The organism is Planctomycetota bacterium (genome assembly GCA_021414025.1).
Classification (GTDB): domain Bacteria; phylum Planctomycetota; class Phycisphaerae; order Phycisphaerales; family SM1A02; genus SYAC01.
The window spans coordinates 193483-211974 of the sequence record JAIOPG010000006.1 but is presented as its reverse complement, the minus strand read 5'-3'; the positions used below and the strand labels follow the sequence as shown (position 1 = coordinate 211974).

Here is an 18492-nt window from a genome sequence, read left to right as displayed (position 1 = left end):
GGAGCACAGGCATGTGAAAACTAGCCGCAATATCGGCTCGTTGCAAATGATCCTGGAAACATTTCACGACTTCGATTGATCGCGATTCAGGTGCATGGGGTTCGCCACGCGGCTCATAACTCCGCGGGTTCGATGATGGGATCGAATTCAGGCGCGTATTGGACGGTGGTTTCGACCATCCCTACCGCCGGCACCTCCATCACACCCGATTGTGCATGCACCACTCCCCAGAACATGCGCAATGCGCCGCTGCGATCGATCCAAAGCCGGACCTCTGGAACGCACCAGCCTTTCATGTCCAGGACGAAGCACTCGACGCCGTCTACCGTCTCGTCGCCGGCGTCGCTGATCGAGATGTTGGGCCATGTGGCCGGATCGAGACGGATGTGCCTGAAGTCCTGCTCCGGCATGAGCAGCCCCGGAACAATTCCCACGATCCCCTCGGTTTCGCCAATGGGCTCCGAGAAAGCGCCGAGCGCGGTGCTGGCCTTGAATTTGCCGGGCCACCTGGAGTAATCCCAATCAAAGCGCTTGAAGTTTTTGGTCGATGCAAAATACGCGTAGGCCTTGCCGCTCCCCACGATTTCCTCATCCGCTTTCAGTTTCAATCCTGCGCCGCGGTCGAATGCCGTGGTGAAGACCACATGAATCCTCGACTCTGGATTTCCATCGTGGAACACTCGCACCACCCACTGCCCATGGTCGCGGTAGCTCTTCGCGCTGGCGTAGCGAGACTTCATCAAGTCGAATATGACGGACGGACTTGGGCGCCCTGCGGCGGACGCCGGCGTCCGGGGCGCGCCCGGTGGGGATACTGCAGGCGGCTGCACGCTGCCGCCGCACGCGGCGAGTATTCCCAGGACCAATGCGGCGAAGAGGAACCGGCCGTGGCGCATGGATCATGCTCCTTCGTTCATCGGAAGAACCCGCCTACGGTCGGCGCCATATCGAGATCATTCCCCAAACCGTAAAAAGAAAAGCAAGCCCGTACGTGCCGCGCCAACTCCATTGGTGTGTCCCCGGCTCGAAGCTGGCGAGAAACCCGAACACGCAGAAGCCGGCCACCGCGATCAGCGGCAGGGAGATCAGGAATCGAGCCATTGCCTTCATGTGCATGCGTTGCAGTGTGCCATGAGTTGCTTCAGCACGTCCAGTCGTAGTCGAGCAGAAGCATGCCCACATCGCCGCCATCGACTTCGCCGCTGCCGTCCAGATCGCTTGGGCCACCGCCAGGTCCAAAGTCCAGGAGCAGCAAGCCGAGATCGCCGGAATCGACCACGCAGTCGCCATTGAGGTCCGCGGGATTACTCTCGGCGGGGCCGAGCGTGATTCGCGTCGTGCGAAAGTTTCCCCGCGCCGAAGTGGTGTCGTCGCCAAAGAACATGAAGTTGGCAATGTTGTAGGGCGTTCCGAACGAGGAGTAGTTGCGGAGCTCGCCGGCGAGAACGACCTCGCCATTGGCGAGAAGCTGATAGCCGCTGCCCACAATCCGAAGTCGGTAGGTCGTCAAGGCCGCGGTTGTGTTGAAGAAGCCCTCCTCGGCCTTGGTGAAGGCGGGACCGGACTGCGCCCAGACGCGATCGGGCCAGAAGGCGAGCTCGATGCCCTGCAGGTCGCTGGTGATGACAATCACCGAGACGCCGGAGCGGTTGGGGCCGTTGGCGCCGTCGTGGGTTTCGCTGTCGACCTTGATGGTGAAGTCCAGTGAAAACCCCGCGGAGCGGCTAAGGGTTGGACCGAAGCGCGAGAATCCCCCCTGCACGCTGTTGTTCGAGAGAGTGTTGTAGAGCGTGCTGCCCGAGGAATAGCTCTCCAGGGAAAGCGGATTGACGAACCATCCGCCGAACTGGCTTACCTTCTGTCCGCCGGCGGCGTCGTAGAGCACCGTTTGGGCCAGCGCCGACGCGCATAGGGCGAGGAGCGAAAGGGATGTGATGAAAGTTCGCATCATGGGAGTCAGCGATATTCGTCGCGCGATGGCGAGAAGATGTCGATCACGAGGCACTCGGTGAGGGTCTTGCCCCCATGCATCACACCGGCCGGAATGAGCCCGGCGACGCCCGGTTCAAGGACGCCGGACTCGTCGCCGATGGTGAACTCGAAGCGCCCCTGAAGCAGGTAGGTGATCTGCTCATGCGGGTGGTTGTGCATGGGGATCACCGTGCCCGCCTTGAGGCGGACCTCGCCGATGGTCATGCGATCCAGGCTGGCGTAGCGCCCCTGCGCGACGCCGCCGATGATGTCGCGCGCGGGCAGCGAGGCGAGCGGGATGAAGGCGGAGTTGGATTCTGTTTTTTTCATGGCGTTTTTCAATTGTAAGGCAAAGTCACTGTCCACTTCACTTGCACGAAGGAACTAGCCTATGCCTTGTGAGCATCAACGCGGCCGCGAACAATGGAAGCAATCACAACGCGCCCGGTTTCGGGGCGCGGCTTGGCACTGCGCTGCCGGCGCTGCGCTGGCTTCGCTCTTACGACAAGTCCTGGCTGACCGGCGATGTCGTGGCAGGCATCACGCTGGCGGCCTATCTGCTGCCGGCCGGGCTGGGCGACGCGTCGCTGGCCAACCTGCAGCCCGAAGCCGGGTTGTATGCCTGCCTCTTTGCCGGGCTCGTGTTCTGGCTCTTCTGCAGCTCGCGGCTCACCTCCATCACGGTCACTTCCGCCATCTCGCTGCTGGTCGGCGCCTCGCTGGGGGGGATCTCCGGCGGCGACGCGAGCCGGTTCGGCGCGCTGGCGGCGGGCACGGCGCTGCTGGTGGCACTGATCGCGTTCATTGCGTGGCTGATCAAGGCCGGCTCGATCGTCAACTTCATCTCCGAGAGCGTGCTGATCGGTTTCAAGTTCGGGGTGGCCCTGGTCCTGGCCAGCACGCAGCTGCCCAAGCTCTTCGGCATGCACGGCGTGCACGACAATTTCTGGAGGAACAGCGCCTACTTCTGCACGCATCTGCAGGAGACCAATCCCGCGTCGCTGGCGATCGGCGGTATCGCCCTGGCTGTGCTGGTGCTCGGAAAGGTTTTCCTCAAGCACAAGCCCGTGGCACTGATCGTCGTGGTCGGCGGCATTGCGGCCTCCTCGTGGCTGGGCTTGGACGCTCGCGGAGTGAAGCTGCTGGGCGATGTGCCGCAGGGGCTGCCGACCCTCGGGGTTCCCGCGATCCGCTGGGACGACCTGGGCGATCTGCTCCCGCTCGCGCTGGCCTGCTTCCTGCTCGCCGCGGTGGAAACATCGGCCATTGGCCGGACTTTCGCGGCGAAAAGCGGCGTGCGCCTCGACGCCAACCAGGAATTCCTGGCGCTGGCGGCGGCCAATCTCGCCGCGGGGCTGGGCCGGGGCTTTCCGGTGAGCGGCGGCATGTCGCAATCGCTGGTCAACGAAAGCGGCGGCGCGCGCTCGCCCCTCTCCGGACTCATCTCATCGGGCATCATCCTGCTGGTGATCGTGTTTCTGTCGCAGCTGCTCAAGGCCCTGCCGCAGCCGGTCCTGGCGGCGGTGGTGCTGATGGCCGTCACCGGATTGTTCAAATTCTCCACCATCCGCCATCTTCGCAAGACCAACCTCACCGAATATGTGGTGGTGCTGGGCGCGCTGGCGGGCGTGCTCAGCGCGGGCCTGCTCAAGGGTGTGCTGATCGGCGCGGTCATCTCGATGGTGCTGCTGATCCGCCGCGCGTCGATTCCGCACGTCGCGGTGCTGGGCCGCATTCCGGGGACGCGGCGCTATTCCGACGCTGACCGCCACACGGACAACCAGCGCGATCCGGGGGTGCTCATTTTCCGGCCCGAGGCGGGGCTGGTCTACTTCAACATGGATCACGTGCGTGACATGATCCTGGACCGGATCCGCGCCGAGGCTGAGGCGCCAAAGCTGGTGGTCATCGACCTCTCGGCAACTCCGAACATGGACATGCACAGCGCGCACATGCTGGGTGAGCTGGCCCAGGAATTGACCGCGGGAGGCATTCGATTCCGGGTAGTCGAGGCCCGCTCGTCGGTGCGCGATTGCCTTCGCAACGAGGGGGTAGACGAAGTGCTGGGTGGCGTGAACCGATTCACCTCAGTCTCCGACGCGATCGACGATCAGCAGGCCGAACCCCCGCGTGCGTGAGCGGCCGGATCGCTACAGGCAGGTCCACCCATATTCGAGCAGGAGCAGGCCGACATCGCCGCCGTCCACCTCGCCGCTGCCATCGAGATCACTGGCGCCGGAGCTGCCAAAATCCAGCAGCATGAAACCCAGATCGCCCGAATCCACCACGCAGTCGTCGTTCAGGTCGGCGGGATTGTGGTTGGAGAGGTCCGCGGTGCGGATGTTGTCGATGCCCGTGTCCAGAAGGCGACCGAGCACGGCATCGAAATGCACGCGGGCGATGCGCTGATCCGACACCATGCCCACGAACTGCATGGTGCCCGCGGGAATGGTAGCGGAGCCCAGCAGGTGGTTGTCGGCGTCGAACGCCGACACTGTCGCCGGACCGTGGATGTTGGCGTAGGCGTCCAGGGCGAAGGCCCGGCGCGGATCCTGCACGGTGATATCAAAGTTCTCGTCGCCATCCGAAACGCAGACGTTGTCCAGGCCCAGGTAATTTCCGATGACGATATTCGGCGCGATCGGCGCGGCGCTCGTGCTCAGAACGGTAACGCCGTTGAGGGTTTGTGGCCCATGCAATTCGACATGGTGCGGCCAGAAGCCCTCCTCGAAGGAGATGTTCAGCGTTTGATATTGCACCCATGCGTCCCACGCCGGTTTGCTGTTGGTGAACAGAATCGTCGACGCCTTGGACTGCGAAAGCGTGGCGCCGGCGAGCAGCGCGGACGAGATCAATCCGGTTTTGATTTTCATCGCTTCTCCTCTGGTAAAGGGGCCCGGAAACGCGCGAACGAACGGCTCAAATTTACATCCAGATTGTGCCGAAACCAAACGCACTTTCGGGCTCACGCCCGATGTCTGACCCGTTTCTCGCCCACGTGCTTCTTCTCCACCTCGGCCAGGTAGCGGCGGGTGGCCGCGGGCAGCACATCCCACATCTTGATGGCGAAAATCAGCCCGACGATCGTGAAGGGCAGCAGGAACATCGGCCAGTAGGACCAGCTCTTGGTGGCCAGGATGCCGATGACGAAGGACTGGATGGCGCTGCCGACGTAGGCGCAGGCGTCGGCGATGCCGGTCGCGGTCGCCGCCGCCTTCTTGCCTCCGAAGTCCGCAGTGGCCGTGCCCGACATGATTGAATGCACGCCGATCACCGCCATCATCATGGTGACGGCGCAGATGCCCAGCACCATCGACCGGTACTCCAGGAACCAGGCCAGCAGCGCGCTGTCGCCCGGCGCCGCGGCGGCGTTCAAGGGCTGCAGCGTCAGGCAGGCGATCATCACCGCTGTGCACACCAGCATGATGGCCTGCATCAGGCCAGCGCTGGGGGCGCGGCGCGAATGGAAGAGTTTGTCGCTGATCACGCCCGCGGCGAATCCCCCGGCGATGCCGGTGACGCAGCCCCAGAAGCCCCAGTTGGAGGTGATGTTCGGCACGCCCAGCCCGGTTTCCTTGGCGAAGATCTGATACCACTGCAGGATGCCGTTGCGCAGGATTCCGGAGGTCAGCTCGATCACGCCGATGGTCATGATGATCTTGTTGGTGAAGATCTTCTTCATCACCTCGAAGTAGCGGTACTTCTTGTCGTGCACCTCGTCCGACGAGGCGTCGTCGGTCTTGAAATCGGTGAAGCCGGCGGTGTCGGGCGAGTCGCGCAGCAGCACCAGGTCGATCAAGGCCCACACCACCATGATCAGCGCGGGGATGACGAAGATCAGCCAGAGCGCAGGGATGGTGCGGCCATCCAGGGCGAACATGTAGTTGAGCAACTCGCGCACCTTGGTCGGCGTGGCGGGCTGGTCGATCTTCACGGCGTCGGCGATGGCGCCGCCCCAGTCGAAGGCGAAGTAGACGCCCAGCGAGATGAGCGTGCCGAAGATGGCCCCGAAGGTCCCCCGCTCGCGCACATGGAACCAGAAGGACTTCACCTTGATGGTGGAAACGGCGCCGAAACTCTGAAAGAGCATGTTCAATCCATACAGGATGGAGAAGGCCAGCACCAGGTTGACCTTGAGCGTGCCGTGCAGGAAGAGGTAGAGCACGCCCGCCATCAGTGCGTTCATCAGACTCGAGCCGATGGCGCCCAGCAGAATGCCGTTCTTGCCGCCGATCTTGTCCACCAGCGGCCCGATGAAGAACAGCGCGACGGCGTAGACCGTGAAGCCCACGCCGCTGATAAAACCAAAATCCTCCTTGGTCATCAGGTCGCCCAGCGCGCCCTTGGCCACGACCAGGTTGTAGCGGCCCATGTACAGGAACGCATAGGTCATGCCCAGCGGGAACCAGTTCACGAAGCGGCGCACCATGAACTTGCGCGTGTGGTGCAGCGGGTTGGTCAGGAAGTACAGGACGATGATGTAGGTCAAGCACAGGCTGACAAGGAAGAGCTGCATGATGTCGTTGGAGAATAACCAACGAAGGTGAGGCGTGGGCTGATTGCTCCGTGAGCGAGGCGCGCACGATCACAATCACTTGTTTCAAATAAACTGCCCCCATGCCGTCGCGACGATCTGTTGCCACCTGGACCATCCTGATCGGCGTGATGGCTTTCCTCGGCGCAGCCCTGCTGATCGGGTTCGTCGCGACTCTGGTGATCGGCCTGCAAACTTGGAGCGGGCCAGATACCGGCCAGGCTCACTACAACGTCGAGGTCGTCCAGACGCCGAAGGGAATCCAACTCGTGCGCGAATATCGTGATGCCCTCCTTGTCAAGGACGGAGTCATTCTGGCACGGGTCGCATTTGACATGATCCAATCGGACCATCCAAGGGGCATGCCCATTCATCGCCACTGGGAATTGAGAATGGGTTCCATTTCCTTCCAACACGATCAAGTCCCCGGTGCCGGTGTATCCAACGAAGAGATCGGCTTCTATCGTGCCGCTGTTGCCGAAAGCATGCACACTTCAAATGCCTTGTCGCCTTTCACGCCCGCCACCATCGAGCAGGCAAGAACCATCGACACTTTCGACGAGACGATCTGGACGAATGCGGCAATCTACGGATGGACCAGTATGACGCACTCTCCCCTCATCCTGGGAATTTTCATCGCAGCCTGCTCAGGGATCGCCTGGCTTGTCGTTCACCGTGCAAACCGCGGTCTTCGCCGTGCGGCTCGCGGCTGCTGCAGGCGATGCGGCTACGACCTCGCTGGAATTGCGCCAGACTTCTGCCCCGAGTGCGGCCACGCGACCGATCTCGAGGATCCGAAACGGCACATCGTTTCGTGAATGAAATGCAGATTCCATTCCGGAATTCGGGTCGTAATTCCAACAGCCGATTGTGCAACAACATCGTTGTTCCAATTCGATTCCAATGTTTATTTCTGCCGATTCACAATCGCATCTCGAAAACTTTTTCACCCTGCGATGGATTCTGGTTTTTGCGCGCCTAAAATTGGCGCATGAGAACATTCCAATGCACCTCGCGGGTTCGTCGATCGCTCACCGTCGCGGCCATGCTGTTCGGGTCTTTTCTCGGCGTGGAGGCCATCGCCGGCACCACCGTCTTCTTCGATCCTTCGCAGGTGGCAACGCCCGTTTCATCCGGCATCACTTCGGACACCATCAGCAGCAACGGGTACCTCTTCACCTACACGCGCGACAAGCTCTTCACCGGCGGAACCGGCCACATCATCGGCCGCCAGGTTCGCGTGCCCTGGCCGGATGGCGTGGAGGCGCAGGCCGTGACCACTCCTCCCCCCGGCCAGACGGACTACAAGGCAAGAATCATCATCAAGCGGGTCGACGGCGGCGTGTTCGACTTGGTCAATTTCCGCGCCAAGTTGCTCGCCAACACCGCGGGGGCCGGCGGGGCCATCGAAATCATGCCTCTTCTCGATGGCGAGGATGGATTCAATGATCCGCTCTCCTTTGATGTCTCCGGGTATTACGGGCAGACGTTCTATTACGACGAGTCGCCCAACCCCTGGGGATGCACTGCCGCATTGAAGGGCTTCGACACCTACAAGATCGACCTGTATGTTGACTTTGCCTTTACCGAACTCACCCTGGAGGACCCCTCCATTTGCTTTGGCGATCTGGACGGTTCGGGTGAAGTCGATGGCGGCGACATCGGGTTGATGCTCCTTGACTATGGCCCTTGCGCCGGCTGCCCGACCGATCTTGATGGATCGGGCGAGGTCGACGGCGGCGATGTGGGACTGGTGCTCCTGAGCTTCGGCCCTTGCCAATGATCTTCGGCGCTCACTGCGCCCGGCAACATTCTGCTTCGTCTACTTGTTCCGGCGGCGGAACAAGGGCACGGCGCCGATGAGCAGCGCGAGCGCACCCGGAGCGGGCACCAGCTCAACCCGGAACGCCGCGTCGTCGGAGGCGAAATTCTGGATGGTGCCCGGCAAGTTGGGACCCACGAGGTAGCGGCCCGGGACATACGCCGTTCCCGGAGTGGACCCGATGTCGAACGACACGGGAGAGAGCGTGGCCTGAACGAAGAGAGCGTAAAAACCACCCGGAGTCAGCGGAATGTCGATCGGGTCAAAGGCGAGCTGCTGCCAGAGGCCGTTGCCGATCACATTGAAGGACTGCGTTGAAATCGGCGACCCGATGGTGGAACCCACGGGCGTGTACGCGGCGATGCCCATGGTCACGGTACGACCCTGCAGTGTGCGGACATTCAGGAATCCCTTGTCAAAGATGGTGTCGCCCGACAACGGCACCTGGAAGGATTCGCCGAAGTTGTAAACCACCGGCCCATTTGAAACGTTTGTGATGAACCCGCCGGTCCAGGCGGATTGGGTTTCCAGCACGGTCAAGGCGCTCGCGGACGCTGACAGTGAAGCGATGGTCAGAACAGCGGTCAATGATTTCATGTGATTGCTCCAGCTCGATTGAAAGGAAATCACCGCTCGTGCGTCGCGGGCGCATGCCCGGCATAACCACAGCGAAACGGCGGATTCGTGGGATAAAAAGCCACAAATCTTGCACTCCAGACCCGATATTTTTTAGAACCCTTTAAGCCAACTCTCTCGTCCGACAACTAGGAACTACGGATCGGTCGGATTTCGACCCGTGGGCAAACATTTAGCACGGGATCAAACCGAGTCAAATTGAAGGTTGCAATTTCAGCCAAATTCCCCGGGGATCTTTGTTTGAATGGGTTTCATGGGATATGGTGGAGACATGTCACGCATCCGTCGGCCCTCATTCTTTGGTTCGTGGTTGGTTGCGACGCTCGGCATCACCTCGCTGGGGAACCCCGCGCTCGCGGGCATCCGCATCAACGAGATCCAGTCGTCCAATCTGAGCACGATCCAGGATGAAAATGGAGATTCCTCCGACTGGGTGGAGCTCTACAACCCCGACGCGGCCGCAGTGAACCTGCAGGGCTGGGGGCTTTCCGACAACGCGGGAAATCCGATGAAGTGGCTCTTCGGCAATGTGACGATTCAGCCGGGACAGAAGCTCATGGTGTGGGCCTCCAGCAAGAACCGACCCAATGGACCGCAGATCCACACCTCGTGGGCGATCAGCGCCGGCGGCGAGCCGATCGTGCTCAGCAATGCCGGCGGCACGCTGGTGGATTCCCTTCCATCCACCGCCATCGCCTCCGACCTGTCGATGGGCCGCAAGCCCGACGGCACCGGCACGCTTTACTTTTTCTCGCAGCCCACTCCGGGTGCGGCCAACACCACGACGGGATATCCCACGGAAATTCTTGCGCAGCCGGTCTTCTCCGTGCCGGGAGGAATGCGCACCACACCCGCCACCGTGGCCATCACCACGACCGCGATCGGTGGCACCATTCGCTACACGCTCGACGGCTCCGACCCGACCGAGTCATCGACCGCCTACACCGGTCCGATCACGCTCTCCAGCCGCGCGGGTCAGGCCAACGGGATCTCCATGATTCCCACCAACAGCCAGGCGGTGGGCCCGCCCTACTACGAGGGATGGCAGCAGCCCATTGGCGAGGTCTACAAGATCAACGTGCTGCGGGCGTGCGTCTTCAAGCCCAATGTGCTGCCGAGCCGCATCACCACGCAGAGCTACCTGATCGATCCACTGGGCGTGGGGCGCTACCCCTTTCCGGTGATTTCGATTTCTTCAACAAGCGCCAACTTCTTCAGTGCCGAGACCGGCATCTATGTGGTCGGCAACTCCAACAATTTTTACCAGGAGGGCAGCGAGTGGGAGCGGCCGGGCCACATCGAGTTCTATGAGACGGGCGGCGCTCTGGCGTTCCAGGGGGAGATCGGCGTGCGCATCCACGGCGGCACCACGGTGAACCGACCGCGCAAGACCCTGCGCATCTACGCGCGCAATCCGACGGGCAGCGCGCCGTTCAACTACCAGATCTTCCCGGACAAGAGCGTGGCGAATTTCAAAACCTTCCTGCTCCGCAACAGCGGCAACGACTGGGGCCAGGCCATTTTCCGGGATGCGTTCGTGAGCACGCTCGCGGGGCCGACCGGCATCGATCGCCAGTTCACGCGTCCGGCCGTGGTGTTTCTGGATGGCGAATACTGGGGCATCCACAATGTCCGCGACCGCTTCGACGAGGACTACTACCTCAATCACTATGGCCTGGGCGAAACTCAATTCACGCAGTTGGAGATCTGCTCATGCAACGGGAGCTGGCCCAGCGCCACCGAAGGCGACACGGCGCTGCTGGCGGATTTCAACGACATCCTCAACCGCGCCGGCAACAACAAGTTTGCCTCCGCGGCGGGCTATACCGCGCTGGCCGGCCGCATCGACATCGACAACTACATTGATTACAACATCATGGAGATCTGGTGCGGCAACACCGACTGGCCGGGCAACAACCAGCGGCTTTGGAGGGCGGTCACGCCGGACAATTCCCAGGGCGCGAACCCGCGTGCGGACGGTCGCTGGCGCTGGCTGCTTTACGACACGGACTTCGGGCTGGGACTGGATTTTTCCTATGTGATCGGCTGGGCCGATGGAGCCAACCACAACACGCTGGCCCACGCGACTGCGGCCAACGGCAGCGATTGGAGCAACAACGAGATCGGCACGCGCCTGCTGCGCAAGTCGCTCGACAACACGACCTTCAAGCGCAAGTTCATCAATCGCTTCGCCGATCTGCTCAACACCACGCTGTCATCGGTCAACGCCAGCGCGTCGCTGGATCAATACCAGGCGACCTATTCGCCCGGCATGACCGAGCATGTCAACCGGTGGCGCCAACCCACGAATTGGTCGAGCGTGCTGACGCGCATCCGCAACTACATCCAGCAGCGGCCCGCCGCGGTGCGCTCGCACATCGTCTCGAAGTTCGCACTCAGCGGCACCGCGAATCTCACTGTGAATGTCGACGACACGGCCCATGGCACGGTCACCATCAACACGGTCGCCCTGGATGGAAGCACGGCGGGCGTGCCGGCGAATCCCTATCCCTGGCTGGGCGTGTATTTCAAGGGCGTGCCGATTCCGGTGAGCGCGCAGGCGAAGGAAGGATTTCAGTTTGATCACTGGTCCCTCACCAACCTCAATGGAACACTGACGAATGCGTTCAACCCGACCACCGAGCTGACGCTGACGGGCGCCACCACATTGACGGCGTACTTCGCTCCCATTCCCTGTCCCTACGACCTGGACGGCTCCGGCGAAGTGGATGGCGGCGACATCGGGCTGGTGTTGCTGGACTTCGGCCCCTGCCCCGGTTGCCCCACCGATATCGACGGCTCAGGCGAAGTCGACGGCGGCGACATCGGCTTGGTGCTGCTCGACTTTGGCGCGTGCCCGTAAATCAATGGTGTTTGGCTCACTTGCACACTGACGTCAGTATGCAAGTGTGCGGATAAGGGCGAGTCCTTTGTGCCGAGCGACGCAAAAGAGGTGCCCCCAAAATGGCGACTTTAGTTGTGAGCAGTGAGCGAAGTGCTTTAAGTGACACTTGACTTCCCGCGTCGCGAATAAAGGTGGCACCACCAAGCGAGTTTAGCGCAGGGGCGAGTCCGCGAGCCCCGGAGCGTTGTCTGAGCGACTGGTGCCACCTTTTTCGCAAAGCGTGTTGTCTGAGCGACTGGGGCTACTTCTTTCCGCAAAGCGTGTTGTCTGAGCGACTGATAGCACCTCGCTCACGAAGCAATCTCACTCGCCAATATCTTCGGCCCACAGATCCGGCTTCTCGCGCTGTAGCCGCTCCATCAGGGCGACGCAGCGGGCATCGTCGACCAGGTGCAGCAGGATCCCCTGCTGGCGCATCCACTCCTCGGCGCCCATGAAGGTGCGATGCTCGCCGATGACCACTCGCGGAATCTTGAAGAGGATTGCCGTGCCCGAACACATGGGGCAAGGGCTGAGCGTGCTCACCAGCGTCAGTTTGCGCCAATCTCGTCTACGGCCCGCGTTGCGGATGCAGCTCACCTCGGCGTGCGCCGTGGGGTCGCCGGACTGCACGCGCATGTTGTGCCCGCGTGCAACAACCTCCGCTTGATCATTGAGCAGCGCGCTGCCGATGGGAATGCCGCCTTCGCTCCAGCCCGCTTCGGCCTCCGCGATCGCCGCATCAAGTCCGACGCGGATGATTTCCGGCGAAATCATTTCTTGGCGGCGGGCTTGGCGCTGCTGGCGCCATCCGATGGCGCGCGCCAGTTCTGCTTGAAGGCCTTGATCGCGGCGATGAAGTTGTCCTCGAGCCCCTTGAAGGACTTCTTCTCGACCAGCTGGTCGCGAAGGGTCTTGTTGGGTCCGTGGAAATTCGCCAGCAAATCCTTCTCGAAGCTCGAAACATGGTCCAGCGGAACATCGTCCAGCAGGCCCTTGCTTCCGGCGAAGATCGAGATGCACTGATCGAAGACTTCAAACGGCGTGTACTGTCCCTGCTTGAGCAACTGCACCATGCGTGCACCGCGGTCAAGCTGCCGCTGACTGGAGGCGTCGAGCTCGGTGCCGAGCTGGGCGAACGCTTCGAGTTCGCGGAAGGAGGCAAGATCGAGTCGCAGCGAACCCGCGACTTCCTTCATGGCCTTGATCTGCGCGCTTCCACCGACGCGGCTGACCGAGATGCCCACGTTGATGGCGGGACGAATACCCGCGGCGAACAATTCAGGCTGCAGATAGATCTGACCGTCGGTGATCGAAATCACGTTGGTTGGGATGTAGGCGGACACGTCGCCTTCCTGCGTCTCGATGATCGGCAGCGCGGTGAGCGAACCGCCGCCGTTCTCCTGCGAGAGCTTGGTCGATCGCTCGAGCAAGCGACTGTGCAGATAGAAGACGTCGCCGGGATAGGCTTCGCGGCCGGGCGGACGACGCAGCAAGAGCGAAAGCTCGCGATAAGCGACGGCCTGCTTGGAAAGATCGTCGTAGACGCAGAGCACGTGCTTCGGTGTCTTGCCTTGCTTGCCCTGCCACATGAACCACTCGCCCATGGCGCAGCCGGAGTAGGGCGCGATGTACTGCATCGGAGCGCTGGTGCCAGCGCCGGCGTCGACCACGATGGTGTATTCCATCGCGCCGTTGCGCTTGAGCGTGTCCACCACGGCGGCAACGGTCGAATCCTTCTGGCCGACGGCGACATAGACGCACACGACGGCGTCGGGGGTGCCCCAATACTTCTTCTGGTTGATGATGGCGTCGATGCAGACGGCGGTCTTGCCGGTCTTGCGGTCGCCGATGACCAGCTCGCGCTGGCCGCGGCCCACGGGAATCATCGAGTCGACGGCCTTCACGCCGAACTGCAGCGGCTCGCGGACGGGCTGGCGCTCCTTGATGCCGGGGGCCACGATGTCGACCTTCATGCTGGCAGTGGCTTTGATGGCCGGGCCGCCGTCGACGGCGTTGCCCAGGGCGTCCACCACGCGGCCGAGCAGCTCGGGGCCCGCGGGCACCTCAAGCAGACGGCTGGTGCTGCGGACGGTGTCGCCTTCGCGGATGCGGGTGGCGTTGCCGAAGATGGCCACGCCGACCATGTCGGTTTCGAGGTTCATGACCTGGCCGGTCACCACGCCGCCCTCGGAGTCGAACTCGACCAGCTCGCCGCTCATGGCCTTGCTCAAGCCGTAGACGCGGGCGATGCCGTCGCCGATCTCGACCACCTGTCCCACTTCGGAGACTTCGAGCTGCTGGCTGAACTGCGTGATCTCTTTTTTGATGACCGAGGTGATTTCGTCCGTTTTAATCTTCACTGTGATGCTCCGTGTACAAAGTCAATGGGTGAGAAAATTCGTGTGTGATCAGTTCTTCTTGCCGCCGTCGTCCATGAAGCGGTCGGGGGAGACCGCCAGATCGTGCCGCGCCGCGTCGATCATGGCCGAGCGCATGCGCCGCAGCCGGGTGGCCACGCTGCCATCGATGAGCTGGTCGCCGATGCGAAGCTTGATGCCGCCGATCATGTTGGCGTCGCGATAGCTGTGCAGCACCGCGTCCTTGCCGTAGGTGTCCTTGATTCGACTGGAAACGCTCTTGGCGACGTCCTCGGGAATGACCCCGCCGGCCACCGTGAAGACATCGACCTCCAGCTTGCCGAATCGCTCCTGCATGATCTGGTCGTAGGCGTCGCCAACTTCCAGCAGGTGACCAACACGGCCCTTGCGGCTGAGGATCAGGATGAACTTCATCAGCAGGTCGCTGACGTTGCCCTGCAAAATGTTCTTCAGACTCTGCTCGCGCTTCTTGCCATCCACGATCGGGCTCTTGAGGAACTGCCGGAACGGGGCGTTGCCGCGCACCAGTTCGCAGAGTTCGTCGAGTTCAGCGCCGACTTCCGCTGGCACGTCGCCGCCCTTGGCCAAAGCCAGGGAGAGCAGGCTCTCGGCATACATCTTCGCGACTCGGTCCACTTGGGCTGGCATTGGATTCCTGTTGAGTGATGGTTCGTGCGTGCGTGCTTCGGTCGGGTCTTAGCGACTGGTCATCTCGGCGAGGCTCTCATCCACCAGGCGCTTCTGGTCGCCGGGCTGGATCTCGCGCTTGAGAATTTTCCCAGCCACAGCGGTGGCGAGAGTCGCGGCGGTGGCGTGGATTTCGGCCAGCGCGGTGCGCTTGGCGCTCTCAAGCTCCTGCGTGGCTCGCTGTCGCATCTCGTCCAGCTCACGCTGGCTGCGGGAGCGAAGTTCCTCCGCCTGGCGGTCGGCCTCTCCACGAGCCTTGCGGATCATGTCGTCGGCGGCGGCGCGCGCCTCCTCAAGCTTCTTCTCGAACTCGCCCTGGGCGGCCTTGGCCTTGGCCTGAGCGGCCTCGGCGGCGCGGATCTCGCCGAGAATCTTCTCGTCGCGGGCGTCGAGGGCCTTGGTGATCTTCGGCCACACCACGAAGGCGAAAATGCCCAGGGCGACAAGGAACACCACCACGGTGCTGATGGCGGGAAGCAGCTTCATGTCCAGGGGACTCTGAGCGGCGCCTTCCGCGGTCTCGCTAGCAAGAAGAAGAATATTCATGGGAAACCTCTCAATACAGTGTGGATTGCAGCATGATCATCGCTGCAACCCGGGAAATGTGCGGGGCCGGCGCGGGATTTCGCCCGCGCCGGTCCGCACCTGATCAATCACTTGATGAAACCGATGAGCAAACCAACGACCACCGCGAAGAGGGCCACGCCTTCGACGAGAGCGGCGGTCAAAATCATTTGAATGAAGATCTTGCCGGCCATTTCGGGCTGACGGGCGATGCTCTCCAGAGCGCTGCCTCCGATGCGGCCGATGCCGATGCCGGCTCCGACCGCGGCCAGGCCGGCAGCGATGCCGCCGCCGATGCCAAGGCCCGGATTGACTGCGCCAGCGGCATGCACCGCTGCTGCGGTGTCCTGCGCCAATGCGGGCGAAGCCGCGAACAGGGTCACAAAGAGTGCTGCCATACCAAAGGTCACGATGTTCTTCATTACAAGGTCTCCAGTGTCAGTGTCGCGATGCGGTGGGACGCATCAGGGTTTCGATTCGAGCCCGGGTTCCCACAACCAAGGCCAGTGTCCGAGCGGGTCCACGCGAACCCGAAGTTGTTCCGTCAAAAGTCAGTGCGCCGCCGCCAGAATGTCATCTTCCACATCATGCTCCTCGTGCGCGTGCTCCTCGTCGTGGTGGCTCATCAGACTGATGAACACCGCGCTGAGGAACATGAACACAAACGCTTGCAGGAAGGCGACGAACAATTCCATGAAGGTGATCGCGACGGCGAAGAGGCCCGAGAGCAGCGTGACGCCGCCGGTGGCCCAGCCATTCTGCGTGCCCGCCCAAGTCATGCCGCCGAACATCAGGAAGGTGGCCAGCAGCGTGTGGCCGCCGAACATGTTGGCGAAAAGTCGAATGCAGAGAGCCGAGGGCTTGATGATGAGGCCCATCAGCTCGACCAGAAAGATCATCGGCACCACCAGCAGCAGCGGCTTGGGGCCGGCGACCAGTTCATGGCCGCCGCAGAGATGCTCGAGCCAGCCCTTGAGGCCGAGCTCGCGCAGACCATGCACCTGCACCACGATGAAGACGAAGAACGCCAGCACCGCGTTGACGGTGATGTTGGCCGTGGCGGTTCCGCCGACCACCGAGAGCTCGGCGTCCTGCAGCCAGGTTCCGGTGATGGCCTGCATGTCCTGCAGCGGAATCATGCCGAAAAGATTCAGCGCCAGAATCAGGAAGAACAGCGTCAGCAGAAAGGGCGCGTACTTGAAGGCGTCCTTCTTGCCCATCATCGGCGCCAGCATCTCGTCGCGCAGATAGAGGCAGATGACTTCGATCAACTGGGCGATGCGGCCGCGGGAGAGGTAGCGGCGGTGCCCCATGGACTCGGGTCCGGTCTTGATGTTCTTGCTGGCAAAGAGCAGCACTCCCAGGAACAGGGCCAGCCCGATGAAGAGCGAGACCACCTGCAGCGTGAGTCCGTTGAATGGCACCTGGCCGCCGATGCGGACCGGCGAGTCGAGCACGTGGCTGATGGGGCTGTGGCCTGAGGCGAGGATGAAAGTCATGGTGGGGTTCGGGAAAGAGAGAGTCAGAAATTACTGCCTTTAGGGGCTTCGTGGGGAGGCCGTCTGCCGTGACACTGATTTCGCGACAATGATGGCTTCCGCAAGGAGGCCGATCACCGCCCAAATCACCCCGCCAATCATCACGCTCATGGCTGGAAGATGGGAGGAGAAGTATATCGAAATCAGCACCAAAGGCGCCCCCAGAATGCGTAGGACGGTGCCCCCCAGCCACCAGAGCATCCACTCGCTGGCGGGCCGCTCCTTCCAGGGCCGCATGGCGTAGAAAATGACCGCCAAAAAGATGACCATGAAGCCGGATGACCAACGGAAACCATCTGCGGATCCCGCTGGAGCACCCCAGCTTTCCAAGGGCAAAGTCTTTGTAAGCACTGACAAGATAAGCATTAACGTAAACAGTCCCGTGACCCGTTTCACGGGCATGGCAAACCGCGGTTCGGCTTTGATGGCCTTAGCCACCTTATCCATTTGAGCCATCCTTTTTGGATTTTGGATCAGGATTTTCCAGCTCATTGTTGAGCTTCAGGGCGCTCCTTAGAAAGGTCAGCAGACCGACCAGCACTCCCGCCACCGCACCCCCGATGATTCCCCAATGGCCCAGGTTCGGGAAGAGGTAATCCACCCCCCAGCCCAGGGCGACGCCGGCGATGACCTGGCTGGTGAATTCCCAGCCGAGGGCGGCCATTTTCCAGCCGATGCGGGTTTCCCGCCGGTCCCGGTTGCGGCGGGCGGCGGGCGAAAGCGGGAGCAGCCGCTTGATGGAAAAGGGCGCGTCACGGTCGGGATCCTCCCCCGAATTGGTATCGCCCCACAGATCGGTGTGGCGCGGCGGTTCAGGATCAGGATCGGAGTTGTTCCCGGTGGGTGGCATGGTTTTCACGGAAGCCTACACTTCCAAGCCAAACGCCGAGTTCCCCGCATGGCCATTCCCGACGACGAAATTGTTGATGTCTCCCTGAGCAAGCTCAATCGCTCGGAGAATCTTTTCGTGCTTTCCGTCTTCAAGGGGCTGGGCACGACCATGCGGCATGCCTTCGAGAACTTCGGCCGCAACGGCTCCAACAAGAAGAACATCTGGGTGCTGCAGTATCCGGAGCAGAAGCGCGACGACCGGCCCGTGGAGGAGGGCGGACAGTTCCGCGAGAACTTCCGCGGCGTGCACCGCTTGAACAAGGACGAAGACGGCCGCGTGCGCTGCGTGGCCTGCTTCATGTGCGCCACAGCGTGCCCCGCGAATTGCATCCACATCGTCGCCGAGGCGAGCCCGTGGGAGGACCGCGAGAAGTACCCCAAGCAGTTCGACATCGATGAGCTGCGCTGCATCTACTGCGGCATGTGCGAAGAGGCGTGCCCGGTGGACGCGATCGAGCTCACGCCGCACTACGAGATCACCGGACTGTCGCGCCAGGAGCTGATCTTCGACAAGTCGAAGCTGCTGCAGGTGTACGACCAGACCGTCGGCGAAAAGCCGATGTGACCGCGCTGTGAATCACCAC

At 62.0% G+C, this 18492-nt stretch carries 20 protein-coding genes; 5 read left to right on the top strand and 15 right to left on the bottom strand.

What is annotated here, in order from left to right:
• Positions 1–113: 113 nt before the first annotated feature.
• Genes K8R92_08535 through K8R92_08520 form a run of 4 tightly spaced genes read right to left on the bottom strand, consistent with a single transcriptional unit; the run spans position 114 to position 2196 of the window.
• On the bottom strand, positions 114–896 hold the full coding sequence (locus K8R92_08535) for a hypothetical protein (GenBank protein MCE9619943.1): 783 nt from the start codon (positions 894–896) through the stop codon (positions 114–116).
• Between the two features lie 34 nt (positions 897–930).
• The gene (locus tag K8R92_08530) at positions 931–1116 is read right to left on the bottom strand and encodes a hypothetical protein (GenBank protein ID MCE9619942.1); all 186 of its coding nucleotides are present in this window, start codon (positions 1114–1116) and stop codon (positions 931–933) included.
• Between the two features lie 25 nt (positions 1117–1141).
• Positions 1142–1951, bottom strand: coding sequence for a hypothetical protein (locus K8R92_08525; protein MCE9619941.1), 810 nt, complete (start codon positions 1949–1951; stop codon positions 1142–1144).
• 5 nt (positions 1952–1956) lie between these two features.
• The gene (locus K8R92_08520) at positions 1957–2196 is read right to left on the bottom strand and encodes a cupin domain-containing protein (protein MCE9619940.1); all 240 of its coding nucleotides are present in this window, start codon (positions 2194–2196) and stop codon (positions 1957–1959) included.
• Positions 2197–2375: 179 nt separating this feature from the next.
• On the opposite strand from K8R92_08520, the gene K8R92_08515 reads away from it, so the two are divergent.
• Positions 2376–4109, top strand: coding sequence for an STAS domain-containing protein (locus K8R92_08515; GenBank protein ID MCE9619939.1), 1734 nt, complete (start codon positions 2376–2378; stop codon positions 4107–4109).
• Between the two features lie 12 nt (positions 4110–4121).
• On the opposite strand, the gene K8R92_08510 is transcribed toward K8R92_08515, so the two are convergent.
• Both K8R92_08510 and K8R92_08505 read right to left on the bottom strand, forming a co-directional pair.
• A complete protein-coding gene (locus tag K8R92_08510; GenBank protein ID MCE9619938.1) occupies positions 4122–4844 on the bottom strand; it encodes a hypothetical protein in 723 nt (240 codons plus the stop codon).
• A 92-nt stretch (positions 4845–4936) separates the two neighbouring features.
• Positions 4937–6487 carry an MFS transporter gene (locus K8R92_08505; protein MCE9619937.1) on the bottom strand — a complete coding sequence of 517 codons (1551 nt, stop codon included), beginning with the start codon at positions 6485–6487 and terminating at the stop codon, positions 4937–4939.
• Between the two features lie 101 nt (positions 6488–6588).
• Between K8R92_08505 and K8R92_08500 the strand changes: the two genes are divergently transcribed.
• Positions 6589–7323: a hypothetical protein gene (locus tag K8R92_08500; protein ID MCE9619936.1), complete on the top strand. Its 735-nt coding sequence runs from the start codon at positions 6589–6591 to the stop codon at positions 7321–7323.
• A 173-nt stretch (positions 7324–7496) separates the two neighbouring features.
• Positions 7497–8288, top strand: a complete 792-nt coding sequence (locus K8R92_08495; GenBank protein ID MCE9619935.1) for a hypothetical protein — start codon at positions 7497–7499, stop codon at positions 8286–8288.
• Positions 8289–8327: 39 nt separating this feature from the next.
• Here K8R92_08495 and K8R92_08490 read toward each other — a convergent pair whose 3' ends face one another.
• A complete protein-coding gene (locus K8R92_08490; protein MCE9619934.1) occupies positions 8328–8924 on the bottom strand; it encodes a hypothetical protein in 597 nt (198 codons plus the stop codon).
• Positions 8925–9234: 310 nt separating this feature from the next.
• Here K8R92_08490 and K8R92_08485 point away from each other — a divergent pair, with 310 nt between their 5' ends.
• A complete protein-coding gene (locus K8R92_08485; protein ID MCE9619933.1) occupies positions 9235–11826 on the top strand; it encodes a CotH kinase family protein in 2592 nt (863 codons plus the stop codon).
• Positions 11827–12171: 345 nt separating this feature from the next.
• Here the strand turns inward: K8R92_08485 and K8R92_08480 are convergent, their stop codons facing one another.
• The 8 genes from K8R92_08480 to K8R92_08445 form a co-directional block, all read right to left on the bottom strand.
• Complete coding sequence (locus K8R92_08480) at positions 12172–12624, bottom strand: nucleoside deaminase (protein ID MCE9619932.1); 453 nt, start codon at positions 12622–12624, stop codon at positions 12172–12174.
• Positions 12621–14210, bottom strand: coding sequence for a F0F1 ATP synthase subunit alpha (gene atpA / locus K8R92_08475; protein ID MCE9619931.1), 1590 nt, complete (start codon positions 14208–14210; stop codon positions 12621–12623). The genes K8R92_08480 and atpA overlap by 4 nt, the downstream gene beginning before the upstream one ends.
• 48 nt (positions 14211–14258) lie before the next feature.
• The gene (gene atpH, locus K8R92_08470; protein ID MCE9619930.1) at positions 14259–14864 is read right to left on the bottom strand and encodes an ATP synthase F1 subunit delta; all 606 of its coding nucleotides are present in this window, start codon (positions 14862–14864) and stop codon (positions 14259–14261) included.
• 60 nt (positions 14865–14924) lie between these two features.
• Positions 14925–15461 (bottom strand): F0F1 ATP synthase subunit B, encoded by a 537-nt coding sequence (gene atpF, locus K8R92_08465; GenBank protein ID MCE9619929.1) that lies wholly within the window; start codon positions 15459–15461, stop codon positions 14925–14927.
• A 107-nt stretch (positions 15462–15568) separates the two neighbouring features.
• Positions 15569–15877 carry an ATP synthase F0 subunit C gene (gene atpE / locus K8R92_08460; protein MCE9619928.1) on the bottom strand — a complete coding sequence of 103 codons (309 nt, stop codon included), beginning with the start codon at positions 15875–15877 and terminating at the stop codon, positions 15569–15571.
• Positions 15878–16030: 153 nt separating this feature from the next.
• Positions 16031–16978, bottom strand: coding sequence for a F0F1 ATP synthase subunit A (gene atpB / locus K8R92_08455; GenBank protein ID MCE9619927.1), 948 nt, complete (start codon positions 16976–16978; stop codon positions 16031–16033).
• 39 nt (positions 16979–17017) lie between these two features.
• Entirely contained in the window at positions 17018–17464 is a 447-nt protein-coding gene (locus tag K8R92_08450) for a hypothetical protein (GenBank protein ID MCE9619926.1), read from the bottom strand.
• A complete protein-coding gene (locus K8R92_08445) occupies positions 17457–17867 on the bottom strand; it encodes a hypothetical protein (GenBank protein ID MCE9619925.1) in 411 nt (136 codons plus the stop codon). The genes K8R92_08450 and K8R92_08445 overlap by 8 nt, the downstream gene beginning before the upstream one ends.
• A gap of 48 nt (positions 17868–17915) precedes the next feature.
• Here K8R92_08445 and K8R92_08440 point away from each other — a divergent pair, with 48 nt between their 5' ends.
• On the top strand, positions 17916–18473 hold the full coding sequence (locus tag K8R92_08440; protein MCE9619924.1) for an NADH-quinone oxidoreductase subunit I: 558 nt from the start codon (positions 17916–17918) through the stop codon (positions 18471–18473).
• Positions 18474–18492 lie beyond the last annotated feature (19 nt).